General features: G+C 68.8%; 13 protein-coding genes. 6 read left to right on the top strand and 7 right to left on the bottom strand.

The window, feature by feature from the left end; genetic code table 11:
- Positions 1-2: 2 nt before the first annotated feature.
- Positions 3-1847, top strand: a complete 1845-nt coding sequence (locus ACFC1I_RS13090; protein WP_376009960.1) for a glycosyltransferase — start codon at positions 3-5, stop codon at positions 1845-1847.
- An 81-nt stretch (positions 1848-1928) separates the two neighbouring features.
- On the top strand, positions 1929-2834 hold the full coding sequence (locus tag ACFC1I_RS13095; RefSeq protein ID WP_376009963.1) for a class I SAM-dependent methyltransferase: 906 nt from the start codon (positions 1929-1931) through the stop codon (positions 2832-2834).
- A 6-nt stretch (positions 2835-2840) separates the two neighbouring features.
- On the opposite strand, the gene ACFC1I_RS13100 is transcribed toward ACFC1I_RS13095, so the two are convergent.
- Entirely contained in the window at positions 2841-4244 is a 1404-nt protein-coding gene (locus ACFC1I_RS13100) for a glycosyltransferase (protein ID WP_376009966.1), read from the bottom strand.
- Positions 4241-5851, bottom strand: coding sequence for a DUF2142 domain-containing protein (locus ACFC1I_RS13105; protein WP_376009969.1), 1611 nt, complete (start codon positions 5849-5851; stop codon positions 4241-4243). The genes ACFC1I_RS13100 and ACFC1I_RS13105 overlap by 4 nt, the downstream gene beginning before the upstream one ends.
- 112 nt (positions 5852-5963) lie before the next feature.
- Between ACFC1I_RS13105 and ACFC1I_RS13110 the strand changes: the two genes are divergently transcribed.
- The 4 genes from ACFC1I_RS13110 to ACFC1I_RS13125 are packed head-to-tail and all read left to right on the top strand — an operon-like array spanning position 5964 to position 10262.
- Positions 5964-7814: a hypothetical protein gene (locus tag ACFC1I_RS13110; RefSeq protein ID WP_376009972.1), complete on the top strand. Its 1851-nt coding sequence runs from the start codon at positions 5964-5966 to the stop codon at positions 7812-7814.
- Between the two features lie 42 nt (positions 7815-7856).
- Entirely contained in the window at positions 7857-8588 is a 732-nt protein-coding gene (locus ACFC1I_RS13115) for a glycosyltransferase family 2 protein (RefSeq protein ID WP_376009975.1), read from the top strand.
- Positions 8585-9022, top strand: coding sequence for a DUF2304 family protein (locus tag ACFC1I_RS13120; protein ID WP_376009978.1), 438 nt, complete (start codon positions 8585-8587; stop codon positions 9020-9022). The genes ACFC1I_RS13115 and ACFC1I_RS13120 overlap by 4 nt, the downstream gene beginning before the upstream one ends.
- Positions 9012-10262 (top strand): hypothetical protein, encoded by a 1251-nt coding sequence (locus ACFC1I_RS13125; RefSeq protein WP_376009981.1) that lies wholly within the window; start codon positions 9012-9014, stop codon positions 10260-10262. Before ACFC1I_RS13120 ends, ACFC1I_RS13125 begins: the two co-directional genes overlap by 11 nt.
- On the opposite strand, the gene ACFC1I_RS13130 is transcribed toward ACFC1I_RS13125, so the two are convergent.
- The 5 genes from ACFC1I_RS13130 to ACFC1I_RS13150 form a co-directional block, all read right to left on the bottom strand.
- On the bottom strand, positions 10259-11197 hold the full coding sequence (locus ACFC1I_RS13130) for an NAD-dependent epimerase/dehydratase family protein (protein ID WP_376009983.1): 939 nt from the start codon (positions 11195-11197) through the stop codon (positions 10259-10261). The two genes, ACFC1I_RS13125 and ACFC1I_RS13130, sit on opposite strands and share 4 nt — an antisense overlap.
- Positions 11194-12204 (bottom strand): GDP-mannose 4,6-dehydratase, encoded by a 1011-nt coding sequence (locus ACFC1I_RS13135; protein ID WP_376009985.1) that lies wholly within the window; start codon positions 12202-12204, stop codon positions 11194-11196. The genes ACFC1I_RS13130 and ACFC1I_RS13135 overlap by 4 nt, the downstream gene beginning before the upstream one ends.
- Before the next feature lie 58 nt (positions 12205-12262).
- Positions 12263-13357 (bottom strand): glycosyltransferase family 4 protein, encoded by a 1095-nt coding sequence (locus ACFC1I_RS13140; RefSeq protein ID WP_376009987.1) that lies wholly within the window; start codon positions 13355-13357, stop codon positions 12263-12265.
- 62 nt (positions 13358-13419) lie between these two features.
- Positions 13420-14523: an acyltransferase family protein gene (locus ACFC1I_RS13145; protein WP_376009990.1), complete on the bottom strand. Its 1104-nt coding sequence runs from the start codon at positions 14521-14523 to the stop codon at positions 13420-13422.
- Positions 14523-15659 carry an NAD-dependent epimerase/dehydratase family protein gene (locus ACFC1I_RS13150; protein WP_376009992.1) on the bottom strand — a complete coding sequence of 379 codons (1137 nt, stop codon included), beginning with the start codon at positions 15657-15659 and terminating at the stop codon, positions 14523-14525. The genes ACFC1I_RS13145 and ACFC1I_RS13150 overlap by 1 nt, the downstream gene beginning before the upstream one ends.
- Between the last annotated feature and the right edge of the window lie 35 nt (positions 15660-15694).

The following is a 15694-nucleotide window of genomic DNA, read 5'->3' on the forward strand; positions in this document are numbered from 1 at the left end:
GGATGCCGGCGGCCTCACGCTCGCGCTGCCTCCAGCGCATCCTGTTCCCCGCCGCGGGCGACGAGGACGCCGCCGCGCTGTACCTGCGGATCACGCGGGGCACCGCCACCTGGACGCGGACGAGCCTCGACGTGGCGCCGGGGTCGACGGTCTCCCTGAGCACCTACTTCGCCGCCTTCCCGGCCGCTTACTGGCAGGCGCACACCCGGGTCGCCTCCGTCGCTGTGACGGGGGAGATCCTGGGGTCCGGCGTCGTGCGCGTGTGCGCCGCCGATGAGACGACCGGCCGCCGCGTGCTGTGGAGCGGCGTGGTGAGCGGGAACTTCACCCGCGACATCCCGCTGGAGGACGGCACGTGGTTCTGGTTGGAGCTCGAGGCCGGCGATCAGCCGCTGGAGCTGCGCGATGCGCAATGGTGCGCGGACGAGGCACCGGTCGACGCGGCCTGCGTGTGCATCACGACCCATAACCGCGGCGCGGACTGCGTCGGCGTGCTGGAGCGGCTCGCCTCCGACGACCGTGTGCTCGAGCGCATCGCGCGGGTCATCGTGGTCGATCAGGGCGATCAGCCGTTGCGCGACGCACCGGGCTTCGAGGCGGCCGCGGCGGCGCTCGGGGATCGACTCCGCGTGATCCCGCAGGGCAACCTCGGCGGCTCGGGCGGCTTCAGCAGGGGGATGCTCGAATCACTGGGGGAGGACGCCGACCACGCGCTGCTGCTCGACGACGATGTGCTCCTCGAACCGGAGTCCATCCTGCGCCTGCTGGTCTTCTCGTCCCGTGCACGCGGCGAACTCGTGGTCGGCGCGCAGATGCTGAGTCTCGTGCACCGGACCTCCCTGCACTCGATGGGTGAGCACGTGACGCGCCGCGGCTTCTGGTGGGGGCCGGTGGAACCGGCGATGGCACCCGTCGACCTCGCCATCGCGACGATCGAGAGCACGCCGGGGCTGCGCCGACGCTACGACGTCGACTTCAACGGATGGTGGATGTGCCTCGTCCCGCTGCCTCTCGTCCGCCGCATCGGCGCGTCCCTTCCGCTGTTCCTCAAATGGGATGACGCCGAGTACGGGCTGAGGGCCGCGGAGAACGGAGCTGCGACCGTCTCGCTCCCGGGAGCAGCCCTGTGGCACATGCCGTGGACCGACAAGGACGACGGACTGGACTGGCAGGCCTACTACCAGCTGCGCAACCGTGTGGTCGCGGCCCTGATCCACTCGCGGACCGCGCGTGGCGGCGGCGTCCTGTCGTCGTCGTTCGCCCAGGACGTGAACCACGTGCTGTGCCTGCAGTACGGCTCCGTCGCCGCGCGGCGGGTCGCATTGCGCGACGTGCTGGCCGGACCGGGACACCTGCCTCGCGCCCTGCCCCGACGCACCGCGGACATCCGCGCACTCATGGCCCGCGCGGGTCAGGTCGTCGTGCCCGAGGCTCACCTCCCCGACGCTCGCGGGAACCGCCGGTCGAAGCCGGTCCAGGGACGCGGTGCGGCGGCACGGCGACTCGCGGCCGTCTTCGCGCATCAACTCACGCGCCCTCGCTCGACGCCAGACGCACGGGTCGATGCGTCGTTCACCCGTGCGGAGGGCAAGTGGTGGAACCTCGGCCTCGTCGACAGCGCAACCGTGGCCAGCGCCACGGGCAGCGGTGCCTTCGTCGCGCGACGTGATCGCCGTACCGCGGTCACCCTGCTCAGGGACGGGGTGCTGCTCCGCGTCCGGCTGTGGGTGCGCTGGCCGCGGCTGGCGCGTGAGTACCGGCAGGCGGCACCGGAGCTGAGTTCGCCGAGCGCGTGGAACGCGCAGTTCGCCGGCGAGGTGCCCGGCACGGACACCGCCATCGGCTGACTTCTCGGATCCACGGGGGATTCGCTCGCGCTCGCGGGTGCCCCCTATGCTGTGGGAACCCGAGCAATGGAGCAAGGCGACATGAAATCGTCCGTAGATGTCGGTACCGCCGAGCGTGAAGGCGCCTCCGCACCCTTCTGGCTCCGCCCGACCTCCTATTGGATGCCCGCGCACTTCCCGATCTCCGCGTGGACGACGCATGGTGCGTTCGCCGCGTGGCTCGTCGACGTGCTGCGCCCACAGCGGATCGTGGAGTTGGGGACGCACTACGGCTATTCGTGCTTCGCGTTCGCGGAGGCGGCGAAGCGCCTGGGGCTGGCGACGACCGTCGATGCGCTGGACAGCTGGGAGGGCGACGACCACGCGGGGCATTACGGCCAGGAGGTGTTCGACGCCGTGCATGCCGTCGTCGAAGCGGACTACCCGGATCGAGTGCGCATGATCCGTGGACTCTTCGCGCAGTCGCGTCATCTGTTCGACGACGCGTCGATCGATGTGCTGCACATCGACGGCCGGCATGGTTACGAGGACGTGGTCGCCGACTACGAAGAGTGGCGGTCCGTCGTCCGCGACGGGGGAGTGATCCTCTTCCATGACATCGCCGAGCACGACAACGGCTTCGGGGTGTGGCGGCTGTGGGAGGAGATCGCCGAGCCGGGGCGCTCTTTCGCGTTCGACCACGGCCACGGACTGGGGGTGCTGGCGATCGGGGAGATCGCCGATCCGCCACTGCGGGAGCTCTTCGAGGCGGATGACGCGACGGCGTCCCGGATCCGGGCGGACTTCGAGCGACTCGGATCGGGGCTCGCGCGACAGTCGTGGCTGGAGACGGTGCCCGCCGACGCCGAGCGCGCGTGGGCGGAAGTACGCCGGCGCGCCGTGCACGAGGACGAGCTTCAGGCGCGCATCGACGCGCTCACCGGCAGCACGAGTTGGCGGCTGACCGCACCGGTCCGCGGGATCGGCCGACTGGTCCGCCGCCGCTGACCCCCGTCAATCGCGCTGCAGGCGCTCGCGACGGGTGAGCATCTTGGACCGGACGAGTGCCGGACCGCCCTGCTTCCAGTAGTGCCGCAAGAGGGCGAGATCCCGGCGGGGACCCCGAGGCATCGCGAGGATCCGCTCGAAGGAGGTGCCGCCCAGCGCACCGGACCGACTCATCACCAGGTCGCGGTCGGGAGCGGGCTGAGGGTTCTGGCAGAACTCCACGAGCGGGCCGAGTGCACGCGACCAGAAGAACTCCTCCCGGACGACGCGGAGATTCGCACGGGCGACGCCGCGGGCCTCCTCATCGCACACCATCTCGACGATGGCCGTCGCGAGCGCGGACGGGTCCTTCGGCGGCACGACGCGTCCGATGCCGCGCTCACGGATGAGGGTGGCGAAGCTGTCGCCGTCGGTGGCGACGATAGGCAGTTCCGCCCACAGATAGTCGAGGATGCGCGTGCGGAACGCGAACCGCGTCTCGGCGTGGAGCTGATGGGTGCTGACGCCGAGGTCGGCGTCCAGCAGGTAGTCCGCGCGCCGCTCATAGTCCACCCACGAGTCGTTGAAGAAGACGGTGCGGTCGATGAGACCGAGTCGTTCAGCGGTTTCGACGGTGTCGGTGAGCGCCTTCATCTCGGGGATGTCGGGATTGAAATGGCGGGCGCTCAGGAAGAACAGCTTGATCTCGGGATGGTCCTCGGCAAGCAGTCCCATCGCCTCGACGAGGGTCGCGGGGTCGAACCAGTTGTAGATGCCGCCGCCCCAGATCAGCACCTTGTCCGTCGCGGCGATGCCGGGCACGGTGCCCTTGATCCCGTGCGCGCGCTGGACGGGCGGCTCTTCCGAGACGCCGAACGGCACGAGCCGCAGGAGCGAGTCGAAGGTGGGGTCCGCGACGTACGTCGTCGGGTTCAGCCGTCCCATCGATGACAGGCCGCCGAGCCAGAGGTCGCGCTGAGCCTCCGATGCGCACAGGAAGCAGTCGGCCCGCGCCAGTTGCTCGTTCAGCAGCGACACGGCCTTGGTGACCTCGTCGGCCCACTCGGCGGGGGGAGCGTACTTGTTCATCTCCAGCTGTTCGAGCTGGAACGGGTCGTAGAGGTCGGCGACCACGATCTTCTGCGTACGCGCGATGCTGGGGAAGGTGCGGAAGGACGTCCCCTGGACGATGATGACGTCTGCCCACTGCTCGTGGTGGCTCATCTGACGGTCGTCCGACTCGCGCACATGCACCGTCTCGAACATCTCGGACGAGCGTTCGATCCGATTCCATGACACGACCCGCACGTCGCACACCGGTGCGAGGGCTTCCGCCATGTTCCAGACACGGATCGCGGGACCCGCCATCCGTTCGCCGATGAGGTCTCCGGTGATGATGAGCACGCGAGTGCGGGTCAGCCCGCCGCTCACGAGGTCGCCCCGACCGTTCCCTCATCGGCACGCACGGCTGCTGAGCCGGGAGTGCTCGACGTGATGTCGGTTGAGGTCTCGTCCGTTGTGCGACCGGATCCGTCGCGGCTCGGGTCGGCATCGATCGCGGGGGGATCGGAGGGGGACATCACCTCCGCCGAGTCTTCGCCGCGCAGCAGCAGGACGAGGAGGATCAGGGCTGCGGCGAACACCACGCTGCCGCCCAGCCAGACGACCATCGGGCTCGGAGCCCACGCCCACCACCACTGCGCGTTCGCGCCCGGATCGGCGGTGAACTCGTCGAGTCCGGTCGTATAGCGCTGGATGTTGACGTGCAGCGCTGCGGAGTTCGCGATCGCCAGCGCAGCGACGACGGCGATCGACCGGAACCCGCGCCATGCGCGAGCGATGTCGGACCTCGCCGAGGCGACGCCGATCGTGATGATCATGAGCGGCATGAGGTAGCGCGGCTGGATGAGTTCGCCGACGAGCATGCGCGACTGGCCGAGGAGCACGACGGGAACGAGCCACATGGCTGCGACCCCGAGTCCGATCGCGATGCCGCGTCGCAGCGACGCGCGGCCGCCACCCACCAGGAACACGCCCCAGAACACCGCGCCGGCGAGGACGGAGACGGTCGCGGGCATCGGAGTGTCCAGCCATCCCAGCCCCCAGCCGCCGAGAGCGCCCATCCACAGGCTGGGTGCCGACAGCAGGTTGGATACATGCTGCGACCCTGACAGCGGGGGACGATCGCTGTCGAGGCCGCCGACGATCGAGGAACCCTGCCACGCGCTGAAGTAGAAGGCGAGGCTCACGATGATCACGATTCCGGCGGCAACCAGCGGGACCAGCGGCGGTCGCTTCGAGCGGACCCCGAGCAGCAGTGCGAGCAGGACACCGAACACGGCGTACACCGCTGAGTCCGCGCGGGCGCCCGCACCGATGATCGTTCCGAAGACGGCGAGCGCTGCCAGCACCCAGCGGCGCCTGCCTTCGGTGAGCAGCGCGCCGTACAGCGTGATCCACACGGTCGCGGCCGACAGCAGCGCCCAGGACGAGGGGTTGGTGGAGCCGTAGATGAACATTCCGAGCGGAACGGCGGTGGCAGCCACTGACAGCACCAGCACCGGCCTCAATCGTCGTGGCAGCGCGAAGAACACGGCGGTGAGAAGTCCGACGGCGAAGGCCGAGTTGGCGAGCTTCATCGCCATGACCGACGCCGCGACGTTGCCGCTCGCGAACACCGACATCGTTCCGTAGAAGACCGGGGGATAGAGACCGTCGACGTTTGCGCGCTTGACCTGGGTCATGCCGTCGGCTTCGCCGTTCCAGCACTCCGCGCTTTCGCCGCCGTGGAATGCGTAGCAGGTCGCCGTCGTCACGGGCGTCGGCACGTAGCGCTTGACCGGGTCGCCGTCGGGGTTCTCGCACAGTCCGTCGCGGCCACCCAGTCCGCACCAGATGGACGCGAGGTGGAAGTCGTCGTCGGGCGTCGCGCCCACCGGCGAGCTGATCGACCATGCGCTGAGCGACAAGAACGCCAGGATCGGAATCAGGATCGCGAGGACCAATCGGCTGCGGGGCGATCGAGTGCGGCGTGTCACTTGAGCATCGTACCCGGAGGGGTGCGCCGGCCCGCTTTCCCAAGGTCCAGCGGCTATTGTTCAGAGGGCGCTTCCGCGGACGAGAGTGCGGCGCGTGAAGGAGAGTACTGGGATGCCCTCATCTGGGGGATCGCGTCGGCGCGCGATCGTGCTTGCGACGTATCTTGTCGTCCTCGTCGCCGCGTGCGTGTGGACCTTCTTCGGTGGGTCCTTGCTGCTGCCGGTCGGACTGGTGCTCCTCCCCGCTCTCGTGCTGCTGCGATCGCGGATGTCGCTCAGCGCGAGTCTCGCCCTGCTGTTCGTCGTCTTCGGATGGGCGGTCCTGGGCGTCATGATCGTCGCGCGCTACACGGGGATCCCCGCTCTGGCCGCGGTGGTCGCCGTTGCCGTCGCGATCGGTGCGTTCTGCGCGATCCGGCTGTACCGCGCGGGCCCTCGCTTCGTTCGCGCGGACGTCGTTGATCTCGGGTTCGCCGCGTTGGGCGGCCTGGTGTGGTGCGGCGTCGTGCTGGCCGCAATCGTCATCCCGGGAGCGACGCCCCTGTCGTGGGCGATGTCCGGAGACGCGGCGAACAACGTGCTCTTCGCGCGCGAGGTACTGCAGCAGGGCGGCGTGGCGCTCGGCGCCGGACAGAACCCCGTGCCGCTCACCGCCGCCCTCATCGCGTTCTTCACCCTCCCCGCCGCCGTCGGCGGTGCGCCGTCCGCGGGGGCTCAGATCACCGCCCTCGCCGAGATGTGGTCGTTCGGGATCGTCGCGGCGTGCGTGCTCTGCGGCGCGCTGGCACTGGCCATCGCCCGCGGTCGGTCGGCCATGGCGCTGGTCGCGGCCGCCGTCGGCTCCGCGCTCCCGCTCAGCTGGATCATGCTTTCGGGACCGGTGACGCTCGGATTCGTGAACTTCCACCTCACCATTGCGCTGCTGGTGGCGAGCCTCATCACGCTGGTGCACGCCGGACGCGCCGCGCTGACATCGCTCGTCACGCTGGCACTCGCGATCGCGCTCACCCTGGCGCTGTGGGCGCCACTGGCGGGGATCCCTGGCGTCGCCTTCCTCGTCCTCGTGATCGTGCATCGCAAGGCGGTCTTCGCGCTGCGACGGGGGCGTCTTGTCATCGCCGTCCTCGCGATCGCCCAGCCGGTGTTGGTCTTCCTGACCTTGTCCGTCCCGGCGCTCATCGGCCAGGGAGATCTTCTCGAGGAAGCGCTGGGCGCCGTCTTCGAGTTCAAGAAGGTCATCGTCCTCGCCGCTCTGCTGCTGGCGGTGGTCTTCGGGCTGCTGCACGCGCGGTTCACGAGGTCGCCGGATCTCGTCTGGATCCTGATCGCGCTGGTGGGCGGCGGCGGCGCCTGCCTCGCCTTCCTGCTGTGGCTGCGGCGCAACCAGGACACGTTGTGGAGCTACTACCAGTTGAAGTTCCTGTGGTTCTTCCTGGCGATGCTGCTTATCGTTGGGGCGGTCGCGGGGCTCACGTTCGCGGCGGCGATCTCTGCACGCGCCGCGTGGTCCGCGTTCGCGGTCGTCGTCGTGCTGTCGACGATCGTGGGTGCGGGGGAATTCGCGCGGGCGACGGTTCCGACGTTCAGCGACGACGTGCAGGCCGTCAAGAGTCCGCTGGCGCGCATTCTGTCCGGGGACTTCTTCTCGGTAGGCGAAGACGATCGAGTGTTCGAGCAGGTCGTCAGGCTCGCCGACTCCGACGAGCGGACGATGCTCTGGCAGTCCACGGATCCCGACGAGGACTCCATCATGTTCTGGGTGGTCCAGCTGTCGTCGCAGGGCGTCGGCGACGTCGCCCTGCGAAAGTACGCCTACTATCACGACGGCGAGTCCATGGACGACCTGTGCACCATCAGGAGACTGATGGGCGCTCCGGTCACCGTCATCACGGCCGACCCCTCCATCGTCGAGCGGGCACAGGAGTCGTGTCCGGCGCTGGGGCCGGTCGAGCTCGTCCAGTGACGTTCCGGACCTACGACAGCCGATTGATAGGATGGGCTCACCATGCCTGAGCACTCCGAGCGCACGCTCATCATCGTGCCCGCATGGAACGAGTCCCGGAATGTCGGGAACACCGTTCGCGAGATCCTCGGCCAGTCCTCCGACTACGACGTCGTCGTCGTCGACGACGGCTCGACCGACGACACCGCTCAGGTCGCACGCGAGGCCGGTGCCCGCGTGCTGGTCCTCCCCTTCAACATGGGCGTCGGCGGGGCCATGCGCACGGGATTCACGTTCGCGCAGAGGCACGGCTACGAGCGCGCGATCCAGGTCGATGCGGACGGCCAGCACAATCCGCGGGACATCCCGCTGGTGCTTGCGGGGCTCGATCTGGCCGACATCTCGATCGGTGCGCGATTCGCACAGGTGGGCGACTACCAGGCGAAGGGGCCGCGACGCTGGGCGATGGTCTTTCTCGCCAGCGTGCTCTCGCGCGTCGCGAAGACCCGTCTGACGGACGTCACGAGCGGGTTCCGCGCGGCGAACCGGCGCGCCATCGACCAGTACGTCCACTACTACCCGGCCGAATACCTCGGTGACACCGTCGACTCGCTCGTCAGCGCCATCCACTCGGGCCTCACGGTGACCCAGGTACCCGTCGCGATGCGTCCCCGGGTGCACGGCAAGCCGAGCCAGAACCCCATCGGGGCCACCGTGTACCTGCTGAGGTCGGTGTTCGCGCTGTCGCTCGCACTCATGCGCGGGAGCCGCCGGACGCTGGAGGTCAGCGCATGATCGTCATCGCGGGCATCGGCCTGGCGTTGCTCGTCCTGGCCCTCATCATCTCGCTCCTGTTGCGCCGCCAGCTGCGTGAGAAGTATGCGACGCTGTGGCTGCTGATCGGGATCGTCATCCTGATCCTGGCGATCTTCCCCGGACTGCTGCTCGGACTCTCCGACGCGCTGGGCGTTGCGGTCCCCTCGAATCTCATCTTCGCTCTGGCCCTCGTGCTGCTGATCGGCGTCGCGCTGCATCTCTCGTGGGAGCTCTCGCAGGCGGAGGACGAGGTGCGTCGCGTCGCCGAGGACGTCGCGATTCTCCGTACCGAGGTCGAGGAGCTCCGTCGCAACGCCGGCCTCGAGCCGGGCACCGGAGGACCGGCGGCGGCGCCCCACGCCGACCCCGTCGCGCCACAGGACGGCGAAGACCGCACGGTTGATGAAGGCTGAAGGAGCCGGCGCCGGACTTCGCGCCATCCTCATCGCCACCGCGGTGGCGGGCATCCTCGGCTACGCCATCCAGCTTCTCGCGCCGGCGCTCCTGCCGGCGGGTTCTGCCTACATCACGTTCTCCATGTACTGGTCGACGCTGTACCTCTGCGTCGCCGCACTGTCGGGTGTGCAGCAGGAGGTCACCCGCGCGGCCCGTCCCGCCGACGCCTCGCCTCCCGACGCCGTCATCCGTGACTTCGCGCTGATCCTCATGGGCGTCGTCGTGACCGCGGTGACGATCGTCGCGCTCGTCGCCGGGTCGGCGGTGTTCCCGGGCCCGACGGCCGCGCTCGCGACCTCCCTCGCCGTCGGCCTCGTCGGCTACGTTCTGGTCGCGGTCCTCGGCGGCGTGCTCTACGGCCTGCGCCTGTGGACCGCTGTCGCATGGCTGACCATCATCGACGCGGTCTGTCGCGCGGTGCTGGTCATCATCGCCTTCGCTGCGGGCTGGCCGGCCGAGTTGGTGGCGGCGGCCGTCTCGGTCCCGTTCGGTCTCGCCTTCCTCGCTGTGTGGCTGGGGATGCGCCGAAGGGTGGTCGGCGCTTTCCGGCTCGATGTCCGGCTGGGGCGCCTGCTCGTGAACACCGGGGGGACGGTCCTGGCCGCGACGGCGATGGGCGTCATGATGAACGGCATGCCGCTGCTGCTCGGGCTTACCGGAGGAGCGACTGATCCGACGATCCTCGCGGGACTGATCCTGACCATCACGCTGACACGCGCCCCGCTGGTCGTTCCGCTGCTCGCTCTGCAGAGCTATCTCATCTCGGTCTTCCGCGACGCCGGTCGCGCGGTGATGCGGCGGATCCTCTCCGCGCTCGCCCTGGCGTTCGTCGCCGTCGGGCTGCTGGCAGCTGTCGCGTGGTTCGTCGGCCCGTGGGTGATCGGGCTGGTATCGCGCGGGCAGTACACGGTGACGTCGGCGATGATGGCGACCGTCACCGTGGGCGCCGGGCTCGTCGGCATGATGTGCGTCACCGGGCCGGCGCTGATCGGTCGCAACAGGCACGTCCCGTACGTCGCGGGATGGGTGGTCGCCGCCGGCCTCACCATCGGCACGATGCTGCTGCCGCTGCCCTTCGAGACGAGACTGACGCTGGCGCTGCTGGTGCCTCCGGCGGTCGGACTGTGTGTTCACGTGGTCGCCGTGTGGCGGCATCCCGAGGTCGAATCGGTGACGCAGCCGGGTATCGCCGTTTAGCGCACCGGTGCGCGATCGTCGATCGTGGCGATGAAGTCGGTGATGGAGCGGCGCCAGCCGATCTCAGGCGTCCAGCCGAATTCGGTCCGCAGGCGCTCTGCCGATCCGGTGATCCGCTCGGGGTCGCCCGGGCGGAGTCGCGCGGCGTCGACCACGATCGGCGGGATGGGGCTCCCCAGATCCTCACTGATCGCGGTGAGGATCTCCCGGCCGGTGCGGCTGTCGCCCGAGGCGACGTTGTACACGAAGCTCTGGCGACGTTCGCTCGACACGATGGCGAGGTACGCACGCGCGACATCCCGCACATCGGTGTAGTCGCGGGCGGTGTCGAGGTTGCCCACGTGGAGCGGTTCGTCGGCACTGAGGGTCTTCAACGCCTGGGCGAGGTCGGGAACAAGGAAGCCGAGGTCTTGGCCGGGGCCGATGTGGTTGAACGGCCGTGCGATGCTGACGTCCATGCCTCGATGGCGGTAGTACGCCGCCTGCGATTCGACGAGCAGCTTCGCGACCGCGTACGGCGAGTTGGCGGAGGTGGGCGACGACTCGTCGATCGGCTCGCCGTCGGCTCGGGGAGCGTAGACCGCTCCGGAGCTCACGATCAGCATCCGGGTCGGATGCCCCGACGCGAGGATCGGCTCGCACATGGCGGTGACCATGCGGCTGTTCGCCTCGATGTACCGCTGCGGGGCGGCGAAGGACGGACCCACCGCCGCCAGGCCGGCGAGGTGGATCACCGCATCCACGGGCGTCGTGACCGGCCACGCGGTGGTCAGGTCAGCCTGCGAGTACTGCGACAGCATCGGGGCGATCTCGGCGGGTGGTGCCTGCTCCCGTCCGATGGCCCACACGTCGTACCCCGCTTCGTGCGCGAGGCGGACGACATGCCGGCCGACGAAGCCGGTGGCACCGGTGACCGCCAGCGTGGGCGCCGTCATGCCGACGGCCCGGCTCCGTCGCCCTGCTGCACGCGGATGTCGTGGGCCACCATGCGAGACACAAGGCCCGGGAAGTCGACGTCGCGACGCCAGCCGAGTTCGGTCTCGGCCTTCGCGGGGTCGCCGAGCAGGATGTCGACTTCCGCCGGTCGCAGGAACGCGGGATTCTGCTTCACGAGCGGTCGCCAGTCCTCGATGCCGACCTCGGCGAACGCCAGCGTGAGGAAGTCCTCGATCGAGTGGGTCTCGCCGGTGGCGAGCACGAAGTCGTCAGGAGTGTCGTGCTGCAGCATCTGCCACATTCCGCGCACGTAGTCACCGGCGTAGCCCCAGTCGCGCTTGGGCCAGAGGTCGCCGAGTTCGATGTGCGACTGCAGTCCCAGGTGGATGCGGGCGACGGCATCGGTGATCTTGCGGGTGACGAACTCCTTGCCCCGGCGCTCGCCCTCGTGGTTGAAGAGGATGCCGCAGGAGACGAACATCCCGTAGCTCTCGCGGTAGTTCTTCGCGATCCAGTGTCCGTAGAGCTTGGCGACGCCGTACGGGCTGCGGGGGTGGAACAGCGAGTCCTCGGCGTAGCCGTTGCCGGGACGGTTGTAGTCGAGGCCTCCGAACATCTCGCTGGTGGATGCCTGGTAGAACCGGGTCCGTTCGGTACGACCGGTGATCCGCAGCGCCTCGAGGAGGTTGAGGACGCCCTTGCCGGTCACGTCCGCGGTGAGCGTGGGGTTCGTGAACGAGAAGCCGACGTGGCTGACGGCGGCGAGGTTGTAGACCTCGTCGGGGTCGGAGCGCTCCACGGCCCGCACCAGTGACGCGGGGTCGGTCAGGTCGCCCTCGATGAGTGCGACCTCGGGGAACTCTGCCTCCACCGCGGCCTTGCGGGGGTTGTTCTGCCCGCGCACGAGGCCGAACACCTCGTAGCCCTCGGCGAGCAGCAGCTCCGCGAGATGCCCGCCGTCCTGCCCGGTGATGCCGGTGACGAGTGCACGCTTGCTGGTTGACATGTCTGTCCTCTTTTCGTTTCGAGGGCGGGGATCGGGGAGTTCGTGAAGGACGGCCGACTCAGCTCGCGAGGGCGAGCTCGAAGACAGCGAGCGTCTCGCGCGCTGTCCGCTCCCAGGTGAAGCGGCGTTCCTGTGCGTAGCCATCGGTCGTCATCTTCGCCTGCAGGTCGGCGTCGCTCACGACCTCGTCGATGACCTTGGCGAGAGCCGGGATGTCCTGTGTCGGGAAGAAGCGCGCGGCGTCGCCTCCGACGTAGCGGTGCACGTCGATGTCGCTCAGCAGCACGGGCACACCGGCGCCCATGGCTTCGAGCGTCGGCAGTGAGAACCCTTCGGCGAGCGACGGGATCGCGAGCGCGGTCGCGGTCGAGTACAGATGCGCAACCTCCTCGTCACTCACCCAGCCACGGAGCTCGACCCACTGTCCCACGCCGAGCTCCTCGACGAGCGGCGCCAGCGGGTCGTCGCCGCGACCGCCCGTGATGACCACGCGGGGGCGACGCTCCGGCGGGAGCAGCGAGATCGCCTGGGGGAGCGACCCCCAGTTCTTGTGGGGCCGGCGGTTGCCCATCGCGATGATCAGCGGTCCCTCCGAACCGGCGAGCGAGCGATCGACGCCTTCGGGGTGTCCGCCGGCGAGGGGCACGACATGCACACGCGCGGGATCCACGGAGAGGTATTTGTGGATCTCGGACTCCGACCCGGGACTGTCCGTGATGATGTGCGAGGCGTTCTTGGCGACCTGGCGCTCCATCCACTTCACCGGCTCGGTGTACAGCGGCGTCGACATGAACTCCGGGTGGCTCCAGTAGAGCATGTCGTGCATCGTGACGACGGTCGGCATATCGGTGCGACGAGGACCGAGGGTTGCCGGCGAGTGGATGAGGTCGACGCCCAGCTTCCGTGCCTGGCGTGCGACCGAGAAGAGCTCGCCGTACGCCCAGGCGAAGCGGTTCTCGCCGCTGATGCCCGAGTCGATCGCCTCGCCCGGGAACCAGGACCGGTCCAGCGCGTAGCCCTCGGTGCTGAAGTACCCGATGAACTCCCACGTCGGCGCGAGTTCGCCCAGCCGGCGGTAGAGCTCGCGTGCGTAGACCTCCATGCCGCCCTTGGTGCCCGAGTACGAGAGGAGGTCGACGAGCACGCGAGGCATGGGGAGGATTCTACCAATCGGGATGCCGCGGCCCGAGGCTGCGGGAAGAGGGCGAAGCGGTGTCAGGGGGCGGCGTCGGCAGCCGGTGCCGTGGCGACGGCGGCGGTGCGCGCCTTCTGCGATCGTCGGGTGGCGCGCATGACGGGGCGCTCGATCAGCAGCCAGCTGGCGGTGGCGAACACGATCGTCACGAGGACGTTGAGACCCATGAAGACCCAGACGCCCGCGCCGGCGGCGCCGACGAGCATGAGCAACTGGGCGGTCGGCCACGCGTAGATGTAGAAGCCGTATGAGATGTCGTGCTTGGCGATCAGTCGCGGCTGCGGCACGACCGTGCTCAGCCAGAGCAGCCCGTACGCGAGGAAGGGTGCGGCGAGCTGGCCACCGAAGCCGGGGATGAGGAAGATCGGGACGAGTGCGACGATGAGGCTCGCGATCCCGATCCAGCGACGCATGCCCCAGCGCTCGAAGAGCACATAGGCGACCACTCCGCCGAGGAAGTAGGGCAGGAGCTTGAAGAGCAGGGTGAAGTCGCCGTCGAGGCCCAGCTTGGTCCAGAAGCCCATCGTCGCCTGGACGCCGACCGCGCACACCCACAGCGCGACGGGGAACCACACGGTGCGGCGGAAGATCGCCAGGAAGCCGAGCGTCCAGACGATGATGTAGCAGAAGAACTCGTAGTACAGCGTCCACAGCGAGCCGTTCCAGGCGCCGGCGTAGGGCACGGTCTGCAGCGTCCACGAGATCGTGTACGAGTTGACGTGCAGCCCGATGTTGCCCCAGATGTACTCCAGCGGCGTGACCGGGGTGGTCATGAACCCGCTGAGCTCGCCGCGCTCGAGCAGCCCCGCGATCGGGGCGAACACGAGCGCCGTCACCACGAGGACGACGAGGAACGCCGGGTAGATGCGCGCGATGCGATGCACCAGGAAGTCGCCCGTCGAATGACGGAACCTGCTGCCCGTGATGAGGAAGCCGCTCAGGACGAAGAACCCCGCGACCGCCCAGCCTCCGAGGTTCTCACCGTGCAGCATCGGCCCGTGCCCGTTGCCGGTGATGTAGAACGCGTGCGCGAACAGCACCGCCGCCGCGAGGATGAGGCGGAAGAGGTTGAGACTGTTGCGGCTGTGCGGGAACGCGCGACTCGACGTGGGGGCGGTGACCATTACTTGAGCAGGCTCCGCTCGGCCATCTCCTTTAGCGAGCGCTCGTATCCGCTCTCTTCGACGGGTTCCGTCTGCACCCACTCGACGAAGCGGGCGACACCGGTGCGGAAGTCGGTCTGCGGCTCGTACTCGAGCACATCGCGCAGGAGGGAGGTGTCGGCGACGTTGTGGCGGATGTCGCCGAGGCGGTAGTTGCCCGTCACGGTCGTGGGAACGGACGCCCCGAACGCCGCGAACAGGGACTCGACGACCTCGTTGACCGTCGTCGCCACGCCGCTGCCGACATTGATCGTGTGCCCGGCGGCCGACGGCATGGTCGCAGCGCGGAAGGTGGACTCGACGACGTCGTCGATGTAGACGAAGTCCCGGCTCTCGAGGCCGTCCTCGAAGATGTTGATCTCCTTGCCCTGCCGGATGAGGGTGGAGAAGATCGACAGGATGCCCGTGTAAGGGTTCTTGAGCGACTGGCCAGGGCCGTAGACATTCTGATACCGCAGCGCGACCGACTCGACCCCGATGGTGGGGCCGACGGTCATGATGAGGGACTCCTGCATCTGCTTCGTGATGCCGTAGACGGAGGAGGGGTGCAGCTTGGCGGACTCGTCCGTCGCGATCATCGCCACCGGGCCTTCGCCCCGCATGTGCACGTCGAAGTCGCCGTGCGACATGTCGGCGTCCGCGCGGTGCGGCGGATACACGACGCGCCCGTCTTCGGTGCGGTACGCGCCCTCGCCGTAGATCGACCGCGATGAGGCGATGACGAGGCGCTTCACGGAGTGGTCCTCATTGGTGAGGAGGTCCAGCAGCTTCGCGGTGCCGCCCACGTTCGCCTCGACATAGCGGTCGATCTCGTACATCGACTGCCCGGTTCCGGTCTCGGCGGCAAGGTGGACGACGATCCCGGCACCGTCCAGCGCCGTGCGCAGATCGTCGACCGACGTCACAGTGCCCTCGATCACCGTCGCGACACCGTCGAGCGAGCGCAGCAGCGGGGACGTCGTCCGCGGGTCGTCGCCGTGCACCTGGGGGATCAGCGAGTCGAGGACGGTCACCGAGTGCCCCGCGTCTGCGAACCGTCGCGCGAGGCGGGTTCCGATGAAACCTGCACCACCGGTGATGAGCACGTGCTCGGGCATGACGTGATCTCCTGAAGAGAGGACGGACGCGCTCG

It is taken from the genome of Microbacterium sp. NPDC056044 (assembly GCF_042267145.1).
GTDB lineage: Bacteria > Actinomycetota > Actinomycetes > Actinomycetales > Microbacteriaceae > Microbacterium.